This is a genomic window from Spirillospora sp. NPDC048911 (assembly GCF_043198015.1).
Lineage (GTDB): Bacteria > Actinomycetota > Actinomycetes > Streptosporangiales > Streptosporangiaceae > Spirillospora.
On the sequence record NZ_JBICUD010000002.1, the window covers coordinates 1,369,351 to 1,385,490 of the forward strand.

The 16,140-nt window shown below is 73.2% G+C and carries 9 protein-coding genes; 4 read left to right on the plus strand and 5 right to left on the minus strand.

The annotated features are described in order from the left end of the window. Nucleotides 1–18: 18 nt before the first annotated feature. On the plus strand, nt 19–642 hold the full coding sequence (gene coaE, locus ACGFNU_RS13685; protein ID WP_392593254.1) for a dephospho-CoA kinase: 624 nt from the start codon (nt 19–21) through the stop codon (nt 640–642). A 17-nt stretch (nt 643–659) separates the two neighbouring features. After that, on the plus strand, nt 660–1,412 hold the full coding sequence (locus ACGFNU_RS13690) for an integrase (RefSeq protein ID WP_392593256.1): 753 nt from the start codon (nt 660–662) through the stop codon (nt 1,410–1,412). Nucleotides 1,413–1,495: 83 nt separating this feature from the next. On the opposite strand, the gene ACGFNU_RS13695 is transcribed toward ACGFNU_RS13690, so the two are convergent. After that, on the minus strand, nt 1,496–3,130 hold the full coding sequence (locus tag ACGFNU_RS13695; protein ID WP_392593258.1) for an MFS transporter: 1,635 nt from the start codon (nt 3,128–3,130) through the stop codon (nt 1,496–1,498). A 121-nt stretch (nt 3,131–3,251) separates the two neighbouring features. Between ACGFNU_RS13695 and ACGFNU_RS13700 the strand changes: the two genes are divergently transcribed. Further along, nucleotides 3,252–5,993, plus strand: coding sequence for a BTAD domain-containing putative transcriptional regulator (locus ACGFNU_RS13700; protein WP_392593260.1), 2,742 nt, complete (start codon nt 3,252–3,254; stop codon nt 5,991–5,993). Here the strand turns inward: ACGFNU_RS13700 and ACGFNU_RS13705 are convergent. Then, entirely contained in the window at nt 5,976–11,999 is a 6,024-nt protein-coding gene (locus ACGFNU_RS13705) for a TIR domain-containing protein (RefSeq protein ID WP_392593261.1), read from the minus strand. The genes ACGFNU_RS13700 and ACGFNU_RS13705 overlap by 18 nt on opposite strands. Nucleotides 12,000–12,067: 68 nt before the next feature. Between ACGFNU_RS13705 and ACGFNU_RS13710 the strand changes: the two genes are divergently transcribed. Beyond that, nucleotides 12,068–13,297: an SLC13 family permease gene (locus tag ACGFNU_RS13710; protein ID WP_392593263.1), complete on the plus strand. Its 1,230-nt coding sequence runs from the start codon at nt 12,068–12,070 to the stop codon at nt 13,295–13,297. 11 nt (nt 13,298–13,308) lie between these two features. On the opposite strand, the gene ACGFNU_RS13715 is transcribed toward ACGFNU_RS13710, so the two are convergent. Genes ACGFNU_RS13715 through ACGFNU_RS13725 form a run of 3 tightly spaced genes read right to left on the minus strand, consistent with a single transcriptional unit; the run spans nt 13,309 to nt 16,031 of the window. Further along, nucleotides 13,309–14,190 carry an inositol monophosphatase family protein gene (locus ACGFNU_RS13715; protein WP_392593265.1) on the minus strand — a complete coding sequence of 294 codons (882 nt, stop codon included), beginning with the start codon at nt 14,188–14,190 and terminating at the stop codon, nt 13,309–13,311. Nucleotides 14,191–14,212: 22 nt separating this feature from the next. Beyond that, nucleotides 14,213–15,004 (minus strand): hypothetical protein, encoded by a 792-nt coding sequence (locus tag ACGFNU_RS13720; RefSeq protein ID WP_392593267.1) that lies wholly within the window; start codon nt 15,002–15,004, stop codon nt 14,213–14,215. Between the two features lie 13 nt (nt 15,005–15,017). Continuing rightward, nucleotides 15,018–16,031 (minus strand): hypothetical protein, encoded by a 1,014-nt coding sequence (locus tag ACGFNU_RS13725; protein ID WP_392593268.1) that lies wholly within the window; start codon nt 16,029–16,031, stop codon nt 15,018–15,020. Nucleotides 16,032–16,140: the final 109 nt, after the last annotated feature.

Below are 16,140 nucleotides of genomic sequence, written 5' to 3' on the forward strand. Positions count from 1 at the left end.
GCTGAGAGTGGGGACGCAGTGCTGAGAGTGGGACTGACGGGCGGGATCGGCTCGGGCAAGAGCGAGGTCTCCAGGCGCCTGTCCGGGCACGGCGCGGTCGTCATCGACGCCGACAAGATCGCCCGCGAGGTGGTCGAGCCGGGCACGCCCGGCCTGGCCGCGGTCGTGGCGGAGTTCGGCGAGGACGTCCTGCTTCCGGACGGCGGGCTCGACCGCGAGAAGGTCGGCACGATCGTGTTCGGCGACGCCGACCGGCTCAAGGCGCTCAACGCCATCGTGCATCCCCTCGTCGGGGACCGCATGCAGGAGCTGATGGACGCCGCCCCGGACGACGCGATCGTCGTCTACGACGTCCCGCTCCTCACCGAGAACGACCTCGCCGGGTTCTACGACGTCGTCGTGGTCGTCGACGCCCCCGTGGAGATCCAGCTCGACCGCCTCACCACCCGGCGCGGCATGACCGAGGAGGCCGCGCGGGCCCGGATCGCCGCCCAGGCCACCCGCGAGGCCCGCCGCGCCATCGCCGGCCACGTGATCGACAACTCCGGTTCGCTCGACGACCTGAAGGTCCAGGTCGACGAGCTCTGGGAAGACCTGACCCGCCGCGCCCAGGCCGCCGCGGAGCGCAGCCACGGCGCCTGAGCCCCGCTGGAGGACGCATGATGCAGGTGGCGTGGGCGACCGACCAGGGCTCGCCCGAACGGCGCAACGAGGACTTCGTGGCCGCCGCGCTCGGCGCCGTGGTGGTCCTCGACGGGTGCGGGCTCCCGCTCGGCACCGATCTCGGCTGCGTCCACGGCACCGCCTGGTATGCCCGTTCCCTCGGCACCCGGCTGCTGGCGCGGCTGACCGACGGCCTGGGCGAGGCGCCGCAGGCGGGCCCGCCCGTCGGGCCGCCCGAGGGAGCCCACCGGCCGTCCCGGCGTCCCCTCGCGGCCAGGCTCGCCGGGGCCATCTCCGACGTCGCGGCCTCGCACCGCTCCACCTGCGACCTGCGCCGCGCCACGACGCCCGCCGCCACCGTCCTGGCCCTGCGCGTGCGGGGGGACGTGGTCGACTACCTGGTCCTCGCCGACTCGACCCTGCTGCTCGACGGCCCGGACATCCTCCAGGAGATCACCGGCGGCCACGTCTACGCCGCGGCCGACCCCGCCGCGGCCGAGCACGCCATCACCGGCACGATGCCGCGGCGCGACCTGCGGCGCGCCTTCCTGCTCACCGACGGCGCCACCCGGCTGGTCGACGGGTTCGGCCGCACCGACTGGCCCGGGCTCATCGGCATGATCGACGAGCATGGCCCCGCCGGGCTGATCGGACGCACCCGCGACGCCGAACGCACCGACCCGGACGGCGCCCGCTGGCCCCGCAACAAGATCCACGATGACGCGACCGTGGTCACCGTCACCCTATGACCCGCCCACCGTCCTGATCCCGCCGCCCGGCGGCCCGGTCTCGCCGCCCGGCCGTCTGGTCTCGCCGTTCGGCGGTGCGGTGGTCACGCGTCGGGGATGGCGAGTTTCTCGGGATGGGCCTCAGCGGCGGGCTGAGGGACGTCCTCTCCCGACTTCTCACCCGCGTCCCCTTCCGCCGTCTCACCCGCGTCCCCTCTCGCCTTCTTACCCGCGTCCTCCCCGGCCAGGGCCACCGAGCGCAGGGCGACGAGCGAGACGGCGGCGAGGGCGAGGACCAGGGCCGCGCTCGTGACCGAGACGGCGGCGAGAGCGTCGCTGAACGCGGCGTGCGCGGCGCGCAGGAGATCGGCGGCGACGGCGGCGGGAAGGTCCGCGGCGGCCTCCACGGCCCCGCTCAGCGAGTCGGCGGCGGTTTCCCGGGCACCTGCGGGCACCTGGCCGGGGACGTCGATCCGGCTGCCGTAGACGGCGGTCCCGAGGCTGCCGAGCGTCGCGACGCCGAGCGCGATCCCGAACTCCCCGGAGGTCTGCGCGATGGCCGACGCGGAGCCCGCCTTCTCGACCGGTGCCGCCCCCACGATCAGGTCGAAGACGAAGACGCTCACCGGCGCGGTGCCGAAGAACCCGATGACGACGCCGGTCATGAGCAGCCCCAGGCCGTCGGCCGCCGCCATGGCGAGGAGCCCGGCTCCCGCCAGCCCGAGGCCCGCGCCCATGACGTGCGAGGAACGGAACCGGCGGGCGACGACCGGTGCCAGCACCGATCCGACTCCCAGCGCCAGGGTCGGCGGAACTAGCCACAGGCCCGCCTTGAGGGGCGCCATCCCCTCGACCAGTTGCAGGTACTGACTGACGAAGAGGTAGAGGCCGCTCTGCACGATTCCCGTGAGCAGCAGGATCGCCAGCGCGGCGGCGAAGCCACGTCCCTTGAAGAGCGCCAGATCCAGCAGCGGTGTCTCCAGGGACCGCTGCCGCCGCACGAACCACAGGCCGAACGCCAGGCCGACCACGACCGCCGCGTACGGCACCGCCCGTGCGGGCTCGTCCGCGATCTCCTTGAGCCCGTAGATGACCGGCATGATCGCGGCGAGCGACAGGCCGACGCTCGCGAGATCCACCCGGCCCGCCGCGGTGTCCCGGTACTCGGGGAGGACCAGCGGCCCGGCCACCAGCAGGATCGCCATCACCGGAACGCCCAGCAGGAACACCGACCCCCACCAGAACGACTCCAGCAGGACGCCGCCGACGACCGGCCCCAGCGCGGCGCCGCCCATGAAGCACGCGGTGAAGATGCCGAACGCCATGGCCCGCTGGCGCGGGTCGGCGAACATCATGCCGATCAGCGCGAGCGCCGACGGGCCCAGCGTCGCGCCGGTGACGCCCAGCAGCATCCGGGCGACGATCATCATCTCGGGGCTCGCGGCGTACGCGGCCAGCACGGAGGCGCCGGCGAACGCCGCCGCGCCGGTCAGCAGCAGCCGCCGGCGGCCGATCCGGTCGCCCAGCGTGCCCATTGTGATCATGAAACCGGCGACCATGAAGCCGTAGACGTCCATGATCCACAACAGCTGGGTGGCGGACGGGCGCAGATCGGCGCCCAGATGCGGGGCAGCGAGGAACAGCACGCTGTTGTCCAGCGCCAGCAGCAGGACCGGCAGTGCCAGGACGGCGAGCCCGGCCCACTCTCTGGCCCCGGCGCGGGGTGCGGTCGATGACATGACAGAGCCCTTCTCGAACGTTCGCGAACGGCCGACCAGCGGCCTTTCAGGGCCTCCACCATGTGCCGAGCGCGTTATGGAGAGATTCGGGTCGGGTTATGGACCGGTTAGCGTGGGACCCATGCGTTTTGGGGTGCTCGGTCCGCTGGAGGTCCGGGCGGACGACGGAAGCCCGGTCCGGGTACCTGAGCTGAAGGTCCGCGCCCTGCTCGCGGATCTGCTGGTGAACGAGGGGCGTCCGGTCTCACCCGACCGGCTCATCGCGGACCTGTGGCCGCGCGACCTGCCCGGCAAGCCGCTGGCCGCCCTGCGCGCCAAGGTGTCCCAGCTGCGCCGCGTCCTGCGCGAGGCCGAGCCGGACGGGCCGGACCTCGTGCTCTCCCGGCCGCCGGGCTACCTCCTCGCCTCCGGCGCCGTGGACTCCCGCCACTTCGAGGAGCTCACCGCCACGGCGCGTGCGGCCGACGGGCCCGCCGCCAAGGCGCACCTCCTGACCGAGGCGCTCCGGCTCTGGCGCGGTCCCGCGTTCGCCGATTTCGCGGACGAGGCGTTCACGCGGAGCACCATCACCCGCCTGGACGAACAGCGGCTGACCGCCCAGGAAGATCTCGCGGAGGCCCGCCTGGAGCTCGGCGAGCACAGCGCGCTCATCGGCGAACTCGCCGACCACGTCGACCGGCATCCGCTGCGGGAACGTTTCCACGCCGCTCTCATGCTGGCGCTCTACCGGTCGGGCAGGCAGAACGAGGCCCTCGACGTCCACCGAGCCCTCCGCGACCGCCTCGCCGACGACCTAGGCCTCACCCCCGGCCCCGAGATCACCGCCCTACACCAGGCGATCCTCACCCAAGACCCCGCCCTAGCCCCACCCCGCCCCCGTCCCCGCCCGCTGACCCCGCCCCATCCCCTAAGCCAACTCAGCCCGCCCGCCTCCCTGAGCCCACCCGACCAGCCCAGTCCGGTGGCCCAGTTCGGCACGCTGGGTTCGACTGGCCCGGTGGGCATGCCCGGCCCGCTGAGTCCGCCCGGCTCCGTAAGTCCGCTGAGTTCGCCGGGTGGTCCGCTGGGCTCGCCCAGCCGGTTGGGCCCGCCTGGGCCGGTGGGGTTGCCTGGCGCTCGGCTGCCTGTTCCGTTCACTGAGCTGGTCGGGCGTGCGGATCTTGTCGCGGAGTTGCGCCTGCTGATCACACAGGAACGGCTGGTCACGCTCACCGGCCCTGGGGGAGTGGGAAAGACCCGCCTTGCCCTTGAAGCCGCCGCCCCGTTCCCGGGCGGCGCGCACCTCGTCGAGCTCGCCCCGCTTACCCCCGGCGCCGCTGAGGACAAGGTGACCGAGACCGTCGCCACCGCCTTGGGCCTCGGCGACACCGATCCGGCAGAGGCCCTCTCCGGCGCCCGCGCGCTGCTCCTCCTGGACAACTGCGAACACGTCATCGAGGCGGTCGCCAAGCTCGCCGACCGCCTCCTGAAGTCCGTGCCCGGCCTCCATGTCCTCGCCACCAGCCAGGAGCCCGTCGGCGTCTCCGGCGAGGTCGTCCGCATGGTTCCGCCGCTGGCGGAGGCCGACGCCGTCCGCCTGTTCGTGTCCAGGGCGTCGGCCGCCGCACCGGACTTTGCTCCAGGGCCAGCCACCGAGGCCGCCGTCGCCACGATCTGCCGGCGGCTGGACGGGTTGCCGCTCGCCCTCGAACTCGCCGCCGCCCGCGTCAACGGTCTCGGCGTGGCGGAGCTGGCCGCGCGTCTGGACGACCGTTTCCGGCTCCTCTCCGCGGGCCGCCGAGTTGCTCCCGACCGCCAGCGCACGCTGCGCGCGACGATCGAGTGGAGCTGGGAACTGCTGACCGAGCCCGAACGTGTCCTTCTCCGCCGTCTCGCCGCCCATCCCGGCGGTATCACTCTTGAGGCGGCCGAGGAGGTCTGCGCGGGCGCCGGGGTGGACGAGGAGGAAGTGCCCGCTCTCATGGCTGGCCTCGTCGACCGTTCGCTGGTCATGCGCGGCAAGACCGGCCGCTACCTGCTCCTGGAGTCGATCGCGGCCTACGGCCTGGAACGCCTGCGCGAGTCCGGCGAGCTCGACCGGACGCTGCGGCGCCGCGACCTCTACTACACGATGCTCGCCGAGTGCGCGGAGGTCTATCGCCTCGGCCCTGCCCGGATCCGGTGGACCGAGCGGCTCGCCGCCGAGACCGCCAACCTGCGCGCCTCGCTCGAAAGCGTCCTGAGCCGCCGCGACACCGAGCTTGCCGTCCGCCTCACCGGCGCGCTCGCCTGGTACTGGATCCAGACCGGCAGCCTGGACGAGGCGTGCCGCTCCCTGTCCGGGGCGCTGGTCCAGGCTGAATCCCAGCATCGCGCCGCCCTTCAGAACGGCCACGGCGGCCATGACGACAACGGCGATCTGGGCGATCAGGACGCTCGCAGGCGTGCCTTTCTTCTTGAAGGGCTCGCGGGCATCCGGCTCATCGAGGGACAGGCCCGCGAGGCGGCCCGGCTGCTCGGCTCGGCCGCCGCTCTCCGCGAGGCGGCCGACCCTGGAGACCCCCACCGGAGCTGCGTCCCCGCCGAAGGCCCCAGCCGTACGGGCCTGGACGAGAACGCTCGGGTCACGGCCGCCGTACGCGCCGCACTGGACGACGACACGTTCGAGGCCGAGTTCGCCCGGGGCCGCGTCCTCACTCCCGAGGAGGCCGCGTCCGGTGGCCGAACCAGCGTGTCCGGCCTTTGTGGGCTGTCAGAGTCTCCTCCCGGAGTGGGCTCCCAGGCGCCCGGGGCTTCGCCTGAAGGGACCTCAGAGCCTCCCCTGGGGGTGGGCCCCGAAGCCGCCGGGGCTTCGCCCGAAGGGTCCTCAGAGGTCTGCGTCTAGGGCTAGGCGGCGGACTTCCGGCAGGTACGGGTCGAGCTCTCCGGGCTCGAACCGGCACATTCCGATGCCGTACCAGAACTCGGCGGTCGCGTTGCCCTCCCACTTGTAGCGCCCGTCCGGGGTGAGCGCCGCCCAGCCCTCCGCCAGCCCCAGCAGGGTGGCCTTCCGTGCCGGTGCCGCCGGGTCGCTCACGTCCCACAGGATGACCGCGCCGTCGTCGCCCGCGCTCGCGAGCGTGCCGTCGTCCGGCGCGAAGGCCAGCGACCAGACGCGGCGGGTGTGCCCGGTGAGGGTGTGCAGGTGGCGTCCGGTGGACGGGTCCCAGAGGCGGATCACGAGGTCGTCGCCCGCGGTCGCCAGCAGCGTGCCCGCGGGATGGAACGCCGCGGTCCAGAGCCGGCCGGTGTGGCGGGTCAGGACGTGGCGTCCCTCGCCGGTCCGGTGGTCCCAGACGCGGGCGGTGCCGTCGTTGCTCGCGCTGGCCAGCATCTCGCCATTGGGGTGGAAGACCACCCGGTAGACGCGGTCGGTGTGGCCGCGCAGCTCGCGTACGATCTCGCCGCTGTGGGTTCCCCAGATCCGGACGACGCCGTCGTCGCAGCCGGTGGCCACCAGCTCGCCGCCGGGGCTGAAGTCGATCGACCGGACGCGGCCCCGGTGGTCGGCGAGGTTGACGGTCTCGCGGCCCGTCGTCCAGTACCAGAGCCGGACGCTGTCGTCGTCGTTGGCGGTGGCCAGCACGTCGCCGTCGGGGCTGAACGCCTGCGCCCAGACGTGGTCGGTCTCGACGTTGAGCTCGCGTTCGAACGTCCCGGTGCCCGCCTGCCACAGGTGCACGCCGCCGTCGTTGGTGGCGGTCGCCAGCTGCGAACCGCGGGGGTTGAACGCGGCGGACGTGAGGTTGTCGGCGGTGCCGCGCAGCTCGCGGACGAGGCGTCCCGTGCGCGGCTCCCACAGCCGGACGAGGCCGTCGTTGCCCGCGCTCGCCAGCAGCCCGCCTTCGGGGCTGAACGCCACGGTGGTGACGCGCCGCCCGTGGCCGCGCAGCACCACCCGGCAGTGGCCCGTCTCGGCGTCCCACACGCGGGCGGTGCCGTCGTTGCTGCTGGTGGCGAGCTGGGCGCCGTCGGGCCGGAAGGCGAACGGCCAGACCGCGCCGCGGTGCCCGGCGAGTTCGAGCCGCTGGCGTCCGGTCGCGGGGTCCCACAGGCGCACCGAGCCCGCGCTGTCGGCCGTCGCGAGGCGGCCGCCGTCAGGGCTGAACGTCACCTGGTAGATGGCCCCGCCGTGGCCGGAGAGGGTCAGCGTGTGCCGACCGTCGGCCCAGACCCGCACGGAGCCGTCGGTGTCGCCGGTGACCAGCAGCTCGCCGTCCGGGTGGAACGCGATGGCGTAGACGCGCCCGGTGTGGCCGAGGAGCTCCTGGCGGATCTCGCCCGTGCGGATGTCCCAGAGCCGGACGACACCGGCCTCGTCGCCCGCGGCCAGCAGCGAGCCGTCCGGGTGGAAGACCGCCCGGTAGACCGCGCCCCGGTGGCCGGTGAGGGTCCGCCGCAGCTCGCCGGTCTCCAGATCCCACACGCGGAGCGTCCCGCCGGCGTCGCCGGTCACCATGTGGGGCGCGTTCGGGTCGAAGACCGCCGTGTAGACGGGCGCGGTGTGGCCGGGCAGTTCGTGCTTGAGATCGCCGGTCCGGGTGTCCCAGACGCGGATGGTGCCGTCGGCCGCGCTCGCCGCCACCAGGGCGCTGTCGCGGGGCCCGACGACGACCGGCCAGACGCCCTCGGGATGGACGGTCAGCGAGTGCGCGCACCGCCCGGTCGCCAGGTCCCAGAGCCGGACGGTCCCGTCGGCCGATCCGGTGGCCAGGAGGTTGCCGTCGGCGTCGAACGTGACCGCGTAGGCCCGGTCGCGGTGCCCCTCCAGGGTGCGCAGCGGGGTGCCGGTGACGGCGTCGACGATGAGCACGCCGCCGTCCTCGCTGCCGACGGCGAGGACCGAGCCGCCGGGGCTGTACGCGAGCGGCTGCGGAAGGCGGCTGGTCTGGAAGTGGAAGCCGTACGGCACGCCCACCGCCGCCGGGGCGACCTGGACGTCGATGGGACGGCCCGGCGCGATGGCGGCCTCGCGGAGCTCGGGCGCCTGCGCGATCCGGTCCGGCACCGACGCGCTGATGAGCGCGGCGCGCGTCCAGCGGCTGCCCTCGACGGCCACGTCCCGCAGATCGGCGTTGGCCAGGCGCGCCCGGTTGAGGTCGGCGCCGCGCAGGTCGGCACCTGTCAGCCGGGCGTCGTCGAGGCGCGCGCCCACCAGCGAGGCGTCCCGCAGGATCGCCCGCGAGAGGTTGGCCCCGACGAGTTGCGCGTCGGTGAGGTCGGCGCCGGTGAGGTCGACCTCCTGGAGGTCGCGGTACGACAGGTCCTCGCCCTGGAGGTTCGCGCCGCGCAGGTCGGCCCGGGCGGGCGTGCGCAGGCGCGTGGTGACCTTGATGGCGTTGGCGCGGGCGACATCGTGGTGGTCGGGGTCGGCGAGCACGTTCGCGGCCCAGTCCTGGAGGGCGCGGCTGTCGGCGAGGTCGCACAGGAAGTCGACGGTCAGCTGCGACAGCGCCCGCAGCGACAGTGCGCGCGGCCCGGCGCCCTGGGTGGATCCGGCGCCGTGGGCGGCCCCGGTGTCGTGGGTGGATCCGGTGCCGTTCGTGGATCCGGCGCCGCGCGCGAACTCGTCGGCGATGTGCCGCGCGACGAGCCACTCCATCACCGAACTGTGGATGAACCCGAAGAGTCCTTCCGCCGTCCGGACGAGGAGGCTGCCCGCCCCCACCGCGTGCGTCACCTGGTGCGGCGACATCCGTCCTTCGGTGAGGTCGGTGAGCGTGTCGGCCACGTCCGAGAGTTCATTCAGCCGCAGGAACGACTCGTTCGTCTCCCACAGCCGCAGCGCGAGCGTGCCGACCGCCTGCCACATGTCCGAGCTCTCCAGCCCGGACGGTCCGCCGGAGCCGCGCACGCGGTCGGCCTCGTGGGTGAGCCAGGAGGTGAGGATCTCGCGGTAGAGGTCCGCCGGGCTGACGGTGTGCCGTGCCTGCGCCACCGCCCGCAGGCGTTCCTCGGGCAGGTCGGCGATGAAGCTCAGCATGCGCGGGTTGCTGGTCAGGCCGAGCAGTTCCTCGATGCCCGACAGGAGCCGCAGCCGTGCCTCGGCGACCTCCTCGTCCCCGTACCGGTGCACGAGGTACGAGCGGACTTGCGCGGGCGTGAAGTCCTCGATGCCGAGCACCCGCCGGTGCGGGAGCACGCCGACCTTCTCGCCGAGCGCGGTCAGCACCTGCGCCTGCGACTTGAAGTGCTGCGTCCGGCTGGCCACCACGATCTTGGCCTTGTCCTGCGCGGCCTGCAGCAGCGTGTCGAGATGGTCGGCGGCCTGGTCGTACGTCACGCGCGTGACGAGCTCGTCGAAGCCGTCGAAGAGCAGCACGATGCGGCCCTGCCGCAACATGTAGTGGAACGCCTTCAGATCGATCAGCTCCTCGCCGTGGTTGGCGAGATGCGCGGCCACCAGGCCGTCGACCGAGTGCGCCTTGTCGAGCGCCCGCAGCTCGATGAGGATCGGGATCACGTGCGGCAGCTCGGCCGGAATGCGCCGGGCCAGCTCCCGCAGCGCGAACGTCTTGCCGCGCCCGAAGTCGCCGAGCAGCAGCAGGAACCGGCCGTGGTCGGCCGCCAGCAGCCGGAGCATCTCGCCGACCAGGTCCTCGTGGACCTCCGGGGCCGCCGCCGGACGGTCGAGGTCGCGGTAGCGCTGCGGCACGTAGAGCGAGGGCGGGTAGAGGCCGCCCGAGGCCAGCCGCCGCGACTGCCCGCTCACGTACTCCGACAGGTCGAGCAGCCCCTGGAACTCGGTGAGGCTGCGCACCCTGATGCCGCGGCGCAGCGCGTCCTCGCGCAGCGAACGCGGCGGCGGCGTGCCCAGGTAGACCAGCTCGGAGCCGTGGTCGGCGCCGTCGGCGTGGACGTGCCGGACGAACGCGTCGACGTCCTCCGCCGAGAGCGCGCCGACGTGCGCGCCGATGCGGTACTGCCGGACGAACCCGTCCTCCAGGTGCGTCAGCAGCAGGTGCGGGGGGTCGGCGTCGATGCGCCGGATCGTCGCGCGTTCGAAACGCGTCTCGCACGCCTCGGCGATGCGGTCCAGCAACTCGGCGGTGGGGTCGGGCGCCGGTTCGACCTCCGGCCGGCGGGGCCCGAGCTCCGGCGTCGGCCCGGCCGGGATCTCGGCGGGAGCCTCCGCCCGCGGCGCCGGGAACGTTCCGCCGACCCGGAGCCACTCGCGGGCGAGCCGGTCGGGGCCGCGCCGCGTCGCCTCCGCCGGGATCCAGCGCTCCAGGCCGTCACGCCGCACGACCACGACCTGGTGGCGGCCGGGACCGAGCGCCGGGACGCACGGCGGCCCGGACGGGAGCTGCGGGATGCCGCCGCCGAAGTCGGGCTCGGTGCCCTGGAAGAAGAGGTTCACGTGGCCGCCGAGGAGCGTGTCGACGGTGGCGGGGTCGGGATCGCGCAGCGCGCCCGGCTCACCGGCGATGGGGGTGTGCTCGACCGCGCCGAGGCGCAGCCAGCCCTCGTCCTCGAAATGGCGCAGCCGCTCGGTGAACCACGCCGCCTGCGCCTGGCCGACCTGCCCGTACCGGTCGTCCTGGCGATGGGTCTGCGGAAGCGTGGAGTTGAGTCCCGCCACCACGACCTTGAGATCGGGCACCGGGAAGAGCGTCCACGGCTGGGCGCTGTCGAAGACCAGGCTGTCGAGCCCCTGGTAGAGCTCCTTGAAGAGCCCGGCGAAATGCCGCCACTTGGGCCAGTACGGGGGCTGCGGGTCGATGTCGTCGGCCTCGCAGCTGGAGAAGTAGGCCTGCGAGGCCGCGCGGTTGACGTCATGGGTGCCCGGCACGATCACCACGCGCTGCGCCTCCAGGCCGAGCAGGGCGCGGAGGCTGGTGAGGAACGAGAGGGCCTCGGCGAACTCCTTGCGGCTCCCGGAATGGGTGAGGTTGCCGGTGACGACTAGTAGGTCCGGTCGTGGGACCTCCGCGTCCGTAAGCCGCGTGACATCGCTCCAGATGCGGTCCTGGAGTTCGGTCGCGGTGGTGGGTTCGTCCGGGTCGGCGAGCGTACGGCCGAACCGCGGCCCCGCGACGTGCAGGATGCCGATGTGCTCGCGCGGTTCCCGGTCCGCGCTGGACATGGCAGGGAACAACGGCGCGGCGACGGGCGCGCGCCTGGCCTGGCGTTCACCGGTCTGCTCAGGCAACCGAGAACCGCCTGGACGTCCAGCGCCGGTGTCGCCGTTGCTGAGGCCGGTGTGGTGATGCCCGGTGTCGTCGCGTTCGACCTGACCGGTGAGCGGCGTGCGGGCGAAACCACCGGAACCGCCAGACCCGCCGGAGCCGGAGCCACGACCGGCGGAGCCGGGGCCGGGGCCGCCTGAGCTGCCCGGACCGCCGGGGCCGCTGAAACCGGTGGAGCCACCCGGACCGCCGGGGAAGCCGGGGCCGGCCATCGGCATGGCGTGGCCCGCGAGCGCCTCCTCGATGCGGCGCATCAGCAGGCCGCGCGCCTCGTCCGGGTCGTCGATTCCGACGAGGTCGACGTAGGTGATGGTGGACAGCAGCCCGTCGATCGGGCAGTCCTCGATCCGCACCGTCACCAGCTTGTTGGCCGGGTTGTCCGGGTCGGCGCGCAGCGCCGTCATCCACTCCCACCGGCCGTATCGCGAACGCAGGTAGTTGCGCGACAGCACCGCCACCACGACCTTCGCCTCCGACAGGCCCCGGTCCATGAAGTCGATGAAGTTCGTCCCCGGCACGAAGTCCCAGGCCTGCATCATCGTCCGGTGCCCGGCGGCCTCCAGCTGCCAGGCGATCCAGGACGCCCATCGCTCGTCCGCGGGGGAGTAGCTGATGAAGAAATCGGTCGGGCGTTCCTGGCGAGACGGACCGGGGGGTGTCATGTCTGGATTATCGCGTGGCCCGCACAGCGGGCGCAGCACGGCATGACGTATATGGGATCATGTTCGCCGTGTCAGGTCCCGGACAGGTCCTCCGCCGTGCCGCGGGCGGCATGGGCGTGCTCGACTGGATCCGCGTCGGCGTCCTGGCGCTCGGGCTGTTCTTCGTGGCCACCGGCCTGCTGCCGCGCGCGGAGGCCAAGGCGAGCATCGAACGCATCGCCCCGCTGCTGCTGTTCCTCTTCAGCGTCATCGTGCTGGCCGAGCTGACCAAAGAGGCCGGGGTCTTCGACGCGATCGCGCAGCGGCTCGCCCGGTGGGGACGCGGCGACTACTTCGCGCTGTTCCTGCTGTGCGTGGCGTTCGCCTCGGTCAACACCGTCTTCCTCAACCTCGACACCACGGCCGTACTGCTCACCCCCGTCATGCTCGCGCTGGCGGCACGGGCGGGCATCGCGGCGCTGCCACTGGCGATGACGACGGTGTGGCTGGCCAACACGGCGAGCCTGCTGCTGCCCGTCTCCAACCTGACCAACCTGCTCGCGGCGGACCGCGTGGGCCTGGAGACACCCGCGTTCGCCGAGCGGATGTGGGCGCCGCAACTGGCGGCCCTCGCCGTGACGATGGTGCTGTTGTGGGTCTTCTTCTGGCGCCGTTCGATGCGGGGCGCGGACGCGGACCGGTACGAGCCGCCCGCGCCCGAGCCGGTGCGGGACCGGGTGCTGTTCGGGGCGACCGGGCTGGCCTGCCTGCTGTTCATCGCGGCGATCCTCGCGGGCGTCCACACCGGGATCCAGCTGGGCATCGCGGCGACCGTGGCGGCGGTGGTGGCGGTGGCCGCGTTCGCGGTGCGGGACCGTGACTCGCTGGGGCCAGCACTGATCCCCTGGCAGCTGATGATCTTCGTCACCGGGCTGTTCCTGGTGGTGCCGACGCTGGAGCGGTACGGGCTGGACGAGGTCATGCGGGCGCTCGTCGGCGACGACGACGGGCTGGCCGGGGCGATGCGCGCCGCGTTCGCGGGGGGCGGCCTGTCCAACGTGCTCAACAACCTGCCCGCGTACGTGGCGGGCGAGTCGGCAGTCCCCGAGGGCAACCAGGATCAGCTGCTGTCGCTGCTCATCGGGACGAACGTCGGCCCGGTGATCACGCCGTGGGGTTCGCTGGCGACCCTGCTGTGGTTCGAGTGGTGCAGGCGCTGGGACGTCCGCGTCCCGATGCGCAAGTTCGCGCTGACCGGCACGGCCCTGGCAGTGCTGGGATGCGCAGCGTCCGTGGCCGCCCTGCTCGTGACCGGCTGAGTGGTTGGTCGTTACCGGGGGACGGGGATGCCTGCGGCTGCGCCGAGGATGGTGCCGGTCGTGTGGAGCAGGCGGTCGAGCAGCTCGGGACGCGCCGCCACGAAACCGCGCTCTTCCGGGGGGAGGTCGATGCTCGGCCGGTACGGGCCGCCGTCGAGCGCGCGGAGCTCGGCGCCCGCCTCCCGGGCGAGGAGGGCCCCCGCGGGCAGGTCGACGAGCTCGGGCCGGTAGCCCACGATGCCGTCGATGTCGCCGCGGGCCAGCATCACCCACGCGACCAGCGGCGCCCACAGTTGGAGCAGGCGGCCGCCGCGCAGCTCCAGCATCGCCTTCAGCGGCACCGCCACCGCGTCGTCGCGGCCCACGTCATGCCCCTGGATCCAGGCGAGCACCGGCTTGTCGGCGCGGCCCGGACGAGGCCCGGCGGGGAGCCGCAGCCGCGCCCCGTCCGGGCCGACCGCGCCCTCGTCCCGGACGGCCCGCCACGTCCGGCGGCTGACCGGCTCGTGCACGACGCCCAGCACCGGCAGCGACCCCGCGCAGAGCGCCAGGCCGACGGCGCACACGGGCATGCCGATCGCGACGTTGTTGGTCCCGTCGAGCGGGTCGACCAACCAGGTGAAGTCGCCGCCGCCCGCGCCGACGGTGCCGGCCTCCTCGGAGATGATCCGGTGCTCGGGGAAGGCCGCGCCGATCCGTTCCAGGATCAGTTCCTCGCAGGCCAGGTCGAGATCGGTGACGACGTCGACGTCCGCGTCCTTGAGGCGTATTTCCAGCGGGCCGGTCATCCGGGACCGCAGAAGGTCTCCGGCGGCCTCGGCCGCCTCGGCGGCGACGCGTCCTGCTCGGCGGAGATCGACCAGAGGGGCCGGGGCGGGGTGCGATGAGCTCATCGGGCCTTCTCCGTACGTGCGGTCAGAGTCGTGCCGAAGGATGGACGTCGTCGGGTGCCGTGTCAGGGTGAGCCGTGCCGGTGTGAGCGCGTGCCAGGAGCCGTGCGGCCCGGCGGGCCGCCCGGGTCGCCTCGTCGGGCGCGCAGGGTTCGCGATGGGTGCGGTGAGTGGGGACGTCGAGGGGCCCGAGGGAGAGATCGCCGCCGCCGGGAGTCCGGCGTCCCAGCGCGACCGTCGCCGCGTCCGGGCCGCCCTCGACGAACGTGCTGTGGAAGACGCCCGCGGGGAGCGTATAGGTGTCGCCCGTCCGGTGGATGGACGAGTCGCCGGGGGTGCAGCTGACCGTGCGGGGCGTGGCCTGCAGTTCGTCGATCCCGTCCCGGCTGACGACCTGGAAGATACGCTGCTGGGCCGTGCCGTGCTGGTCTGTTCGCTGCTCAAGAGTGGTGTGCTCGGACGTGGTGTGCCCGGGGACGGTGTGCTGGGGCGCGGTGGGTTCCGGTGGCTCGGTGACGTCGGCGCGGGCGTTGCGCACCGTCCCGTACAGGACGAAGCTGATCAGATCCCAGCTGTGGCAGTGCACCGGCGAGGTGGTCGCCGGGGCCGCCGGTACCTCCGGGGACCAGATGTGCAGGCAGACGCCGAGGTCGCCGCTGCGTTCCACCGGCAGGCACAGGAAGCCCAGCGGGTGCCGCACCGCCGCGACCGCCAGCCGGCCGGCGGCGACGTCGTCGAGCAGCCGGTGCGCCCACGCCGGGAGCACCTCCGCCGCCGTGCCCGCCACCAGGGCTCTGTGGATGTCGTCGTACCGCATCAGTCGTGCCGCATCATTCGAAGGGATCCTTGGCCCGGAGGGCCTTGCGGATGATCTCGACGACGTCCCGGTCGGTGTAGCCCCGCGCCAGCTCGATGCCGAGGACCTCGAAGAGCTTGCGCGCCTCCTCGACGGTCGGCTCGTCGTCGAGCGGCGCCAGCCGGGCCTGCTCGATCGGGACGCGGCGCGCCTGGTCCAGGCTGACCTGGAGCTCGGCGCTGTACCAGCCGTAGTAGAACTTGTCGGCGGCGATCACGAGCGCCTCGCCGCGCGGGTCGTCGCGCGTCACCACCACCCACGACTTGGACAGGTCGTAACGCAGGGTCGTCATCGTCTGGGACAGGCCCATGTCGATGTCGAGCATGCCGAACCGCTGCTTGTGCCAGCACGCCGCCAGGATCGTCGCGTACGCCTCCTTGCGGGTGCGCTCGGTGGTCCACTGCTCGCCGGTGCCGTCGGGCTCTTCGGAGACCGACCGGCGGTGCCGCGCGTAGGCCTCGCAGACCTCGACGTTGGTCGGGTCGAGGATCTCCACCCGGAACAGCAGGGTGCGCCGCTCGCGCCGGGCCGCCGCCACGCACTCGGGGAGCGTCCGCGCGCGGATGTAGGTGCCGGTGCCGCCCTTGAAGAACCAGCGGTCGGTGTCGCGCCGCGCCTCGGCGAGGACCTGGCCCACCTGCGCGCCGCTGATCACCCGGACGACGGCGGTCTCGTCGAGCGCCCGCTTGGTGTCGGAGATCACACCCTCGAAGCGCTCGATGCGCTCCAGTCGCTCGCCGAGCCCGTCCAGCGTGGCCGAGGACGCCCGCAGCGTGTCGCGGACCTCGGCCTCGACCGGGATCCGCCGCCCGCGGTCGCGCAGGATCGAGGACGCCAGCAGTCCGATCACCGCCAGGATGGCGCTGTTGACCACCTGGCTCTCGTCGGGGATCTTCAGGCCGAGGCTGATCACGGCGACGACGATGGCGATCGTGAGCGCGATGACGGCGTCGAGGTTCTTCCCGAGCCAGATGGCGAATCGGGTCATCGTGGGCTAATTCCCCGTTCCCTTGGCGGCGCCGTCATCGTAACCAGAGTGCCGGTGGCAGGCCACTCGATACACGTCGCGGGAGGTGGCGGCGGCGGGGTTGGCGGCG

Coding starts and splice junctions, on each gene's coding strand:
- ACGFNU_RS13690 (WP_392593256.1), top strand. CDS start 660: ATGATGCAGGTGGCGTGGGCGACCGACCAGGGCTCGCCCGAACGGCGC.
- ACGFNU_RS13695 (WP_392593258.1), bottom strand. CDS start 3,130: ATGTCATCGACCGCACCCCGCGCCGGGGCCAGAGAGTGGGCCGGGCTC.
- ACGFNU_RS13700 (WP_392593260.1), top strand. CDS start 3,252: ATGCGTTTTGGGGTGCTCGGTCCGCTGGAGGTCCGGGCGGACGACGGA.
- ACGFNU_RS13705 (WP_392593261.1), bottom strand. CDS start 11,999: ATGACACCCCCCGGTCCGTCTCGCCAGGAACGCCCGACCGATTTCTTC.
- ACGFNU_RS13715 (WP_392593265.1), bottom strand. CDS start 14,190: ATGAGCTCATCGCACCCCGCCCCGGCCCCTCTGGTCGATCTCCGCCGA.
- ACGFNU_RS13720 (WP_392593267.1), bottom strand. CDS start 15,004: ATGCGGTACGACGACATCCACAGAGCCCTGGTGGCGGGCACGGCGGCG.
- ACGFNU_RS13725 (WP_392593268.1), bottom strand. CDS start 16,031: ATGACCCGATTCGCCATCTGGCTCGGGAAGAACCTCGACGCCGTCATC.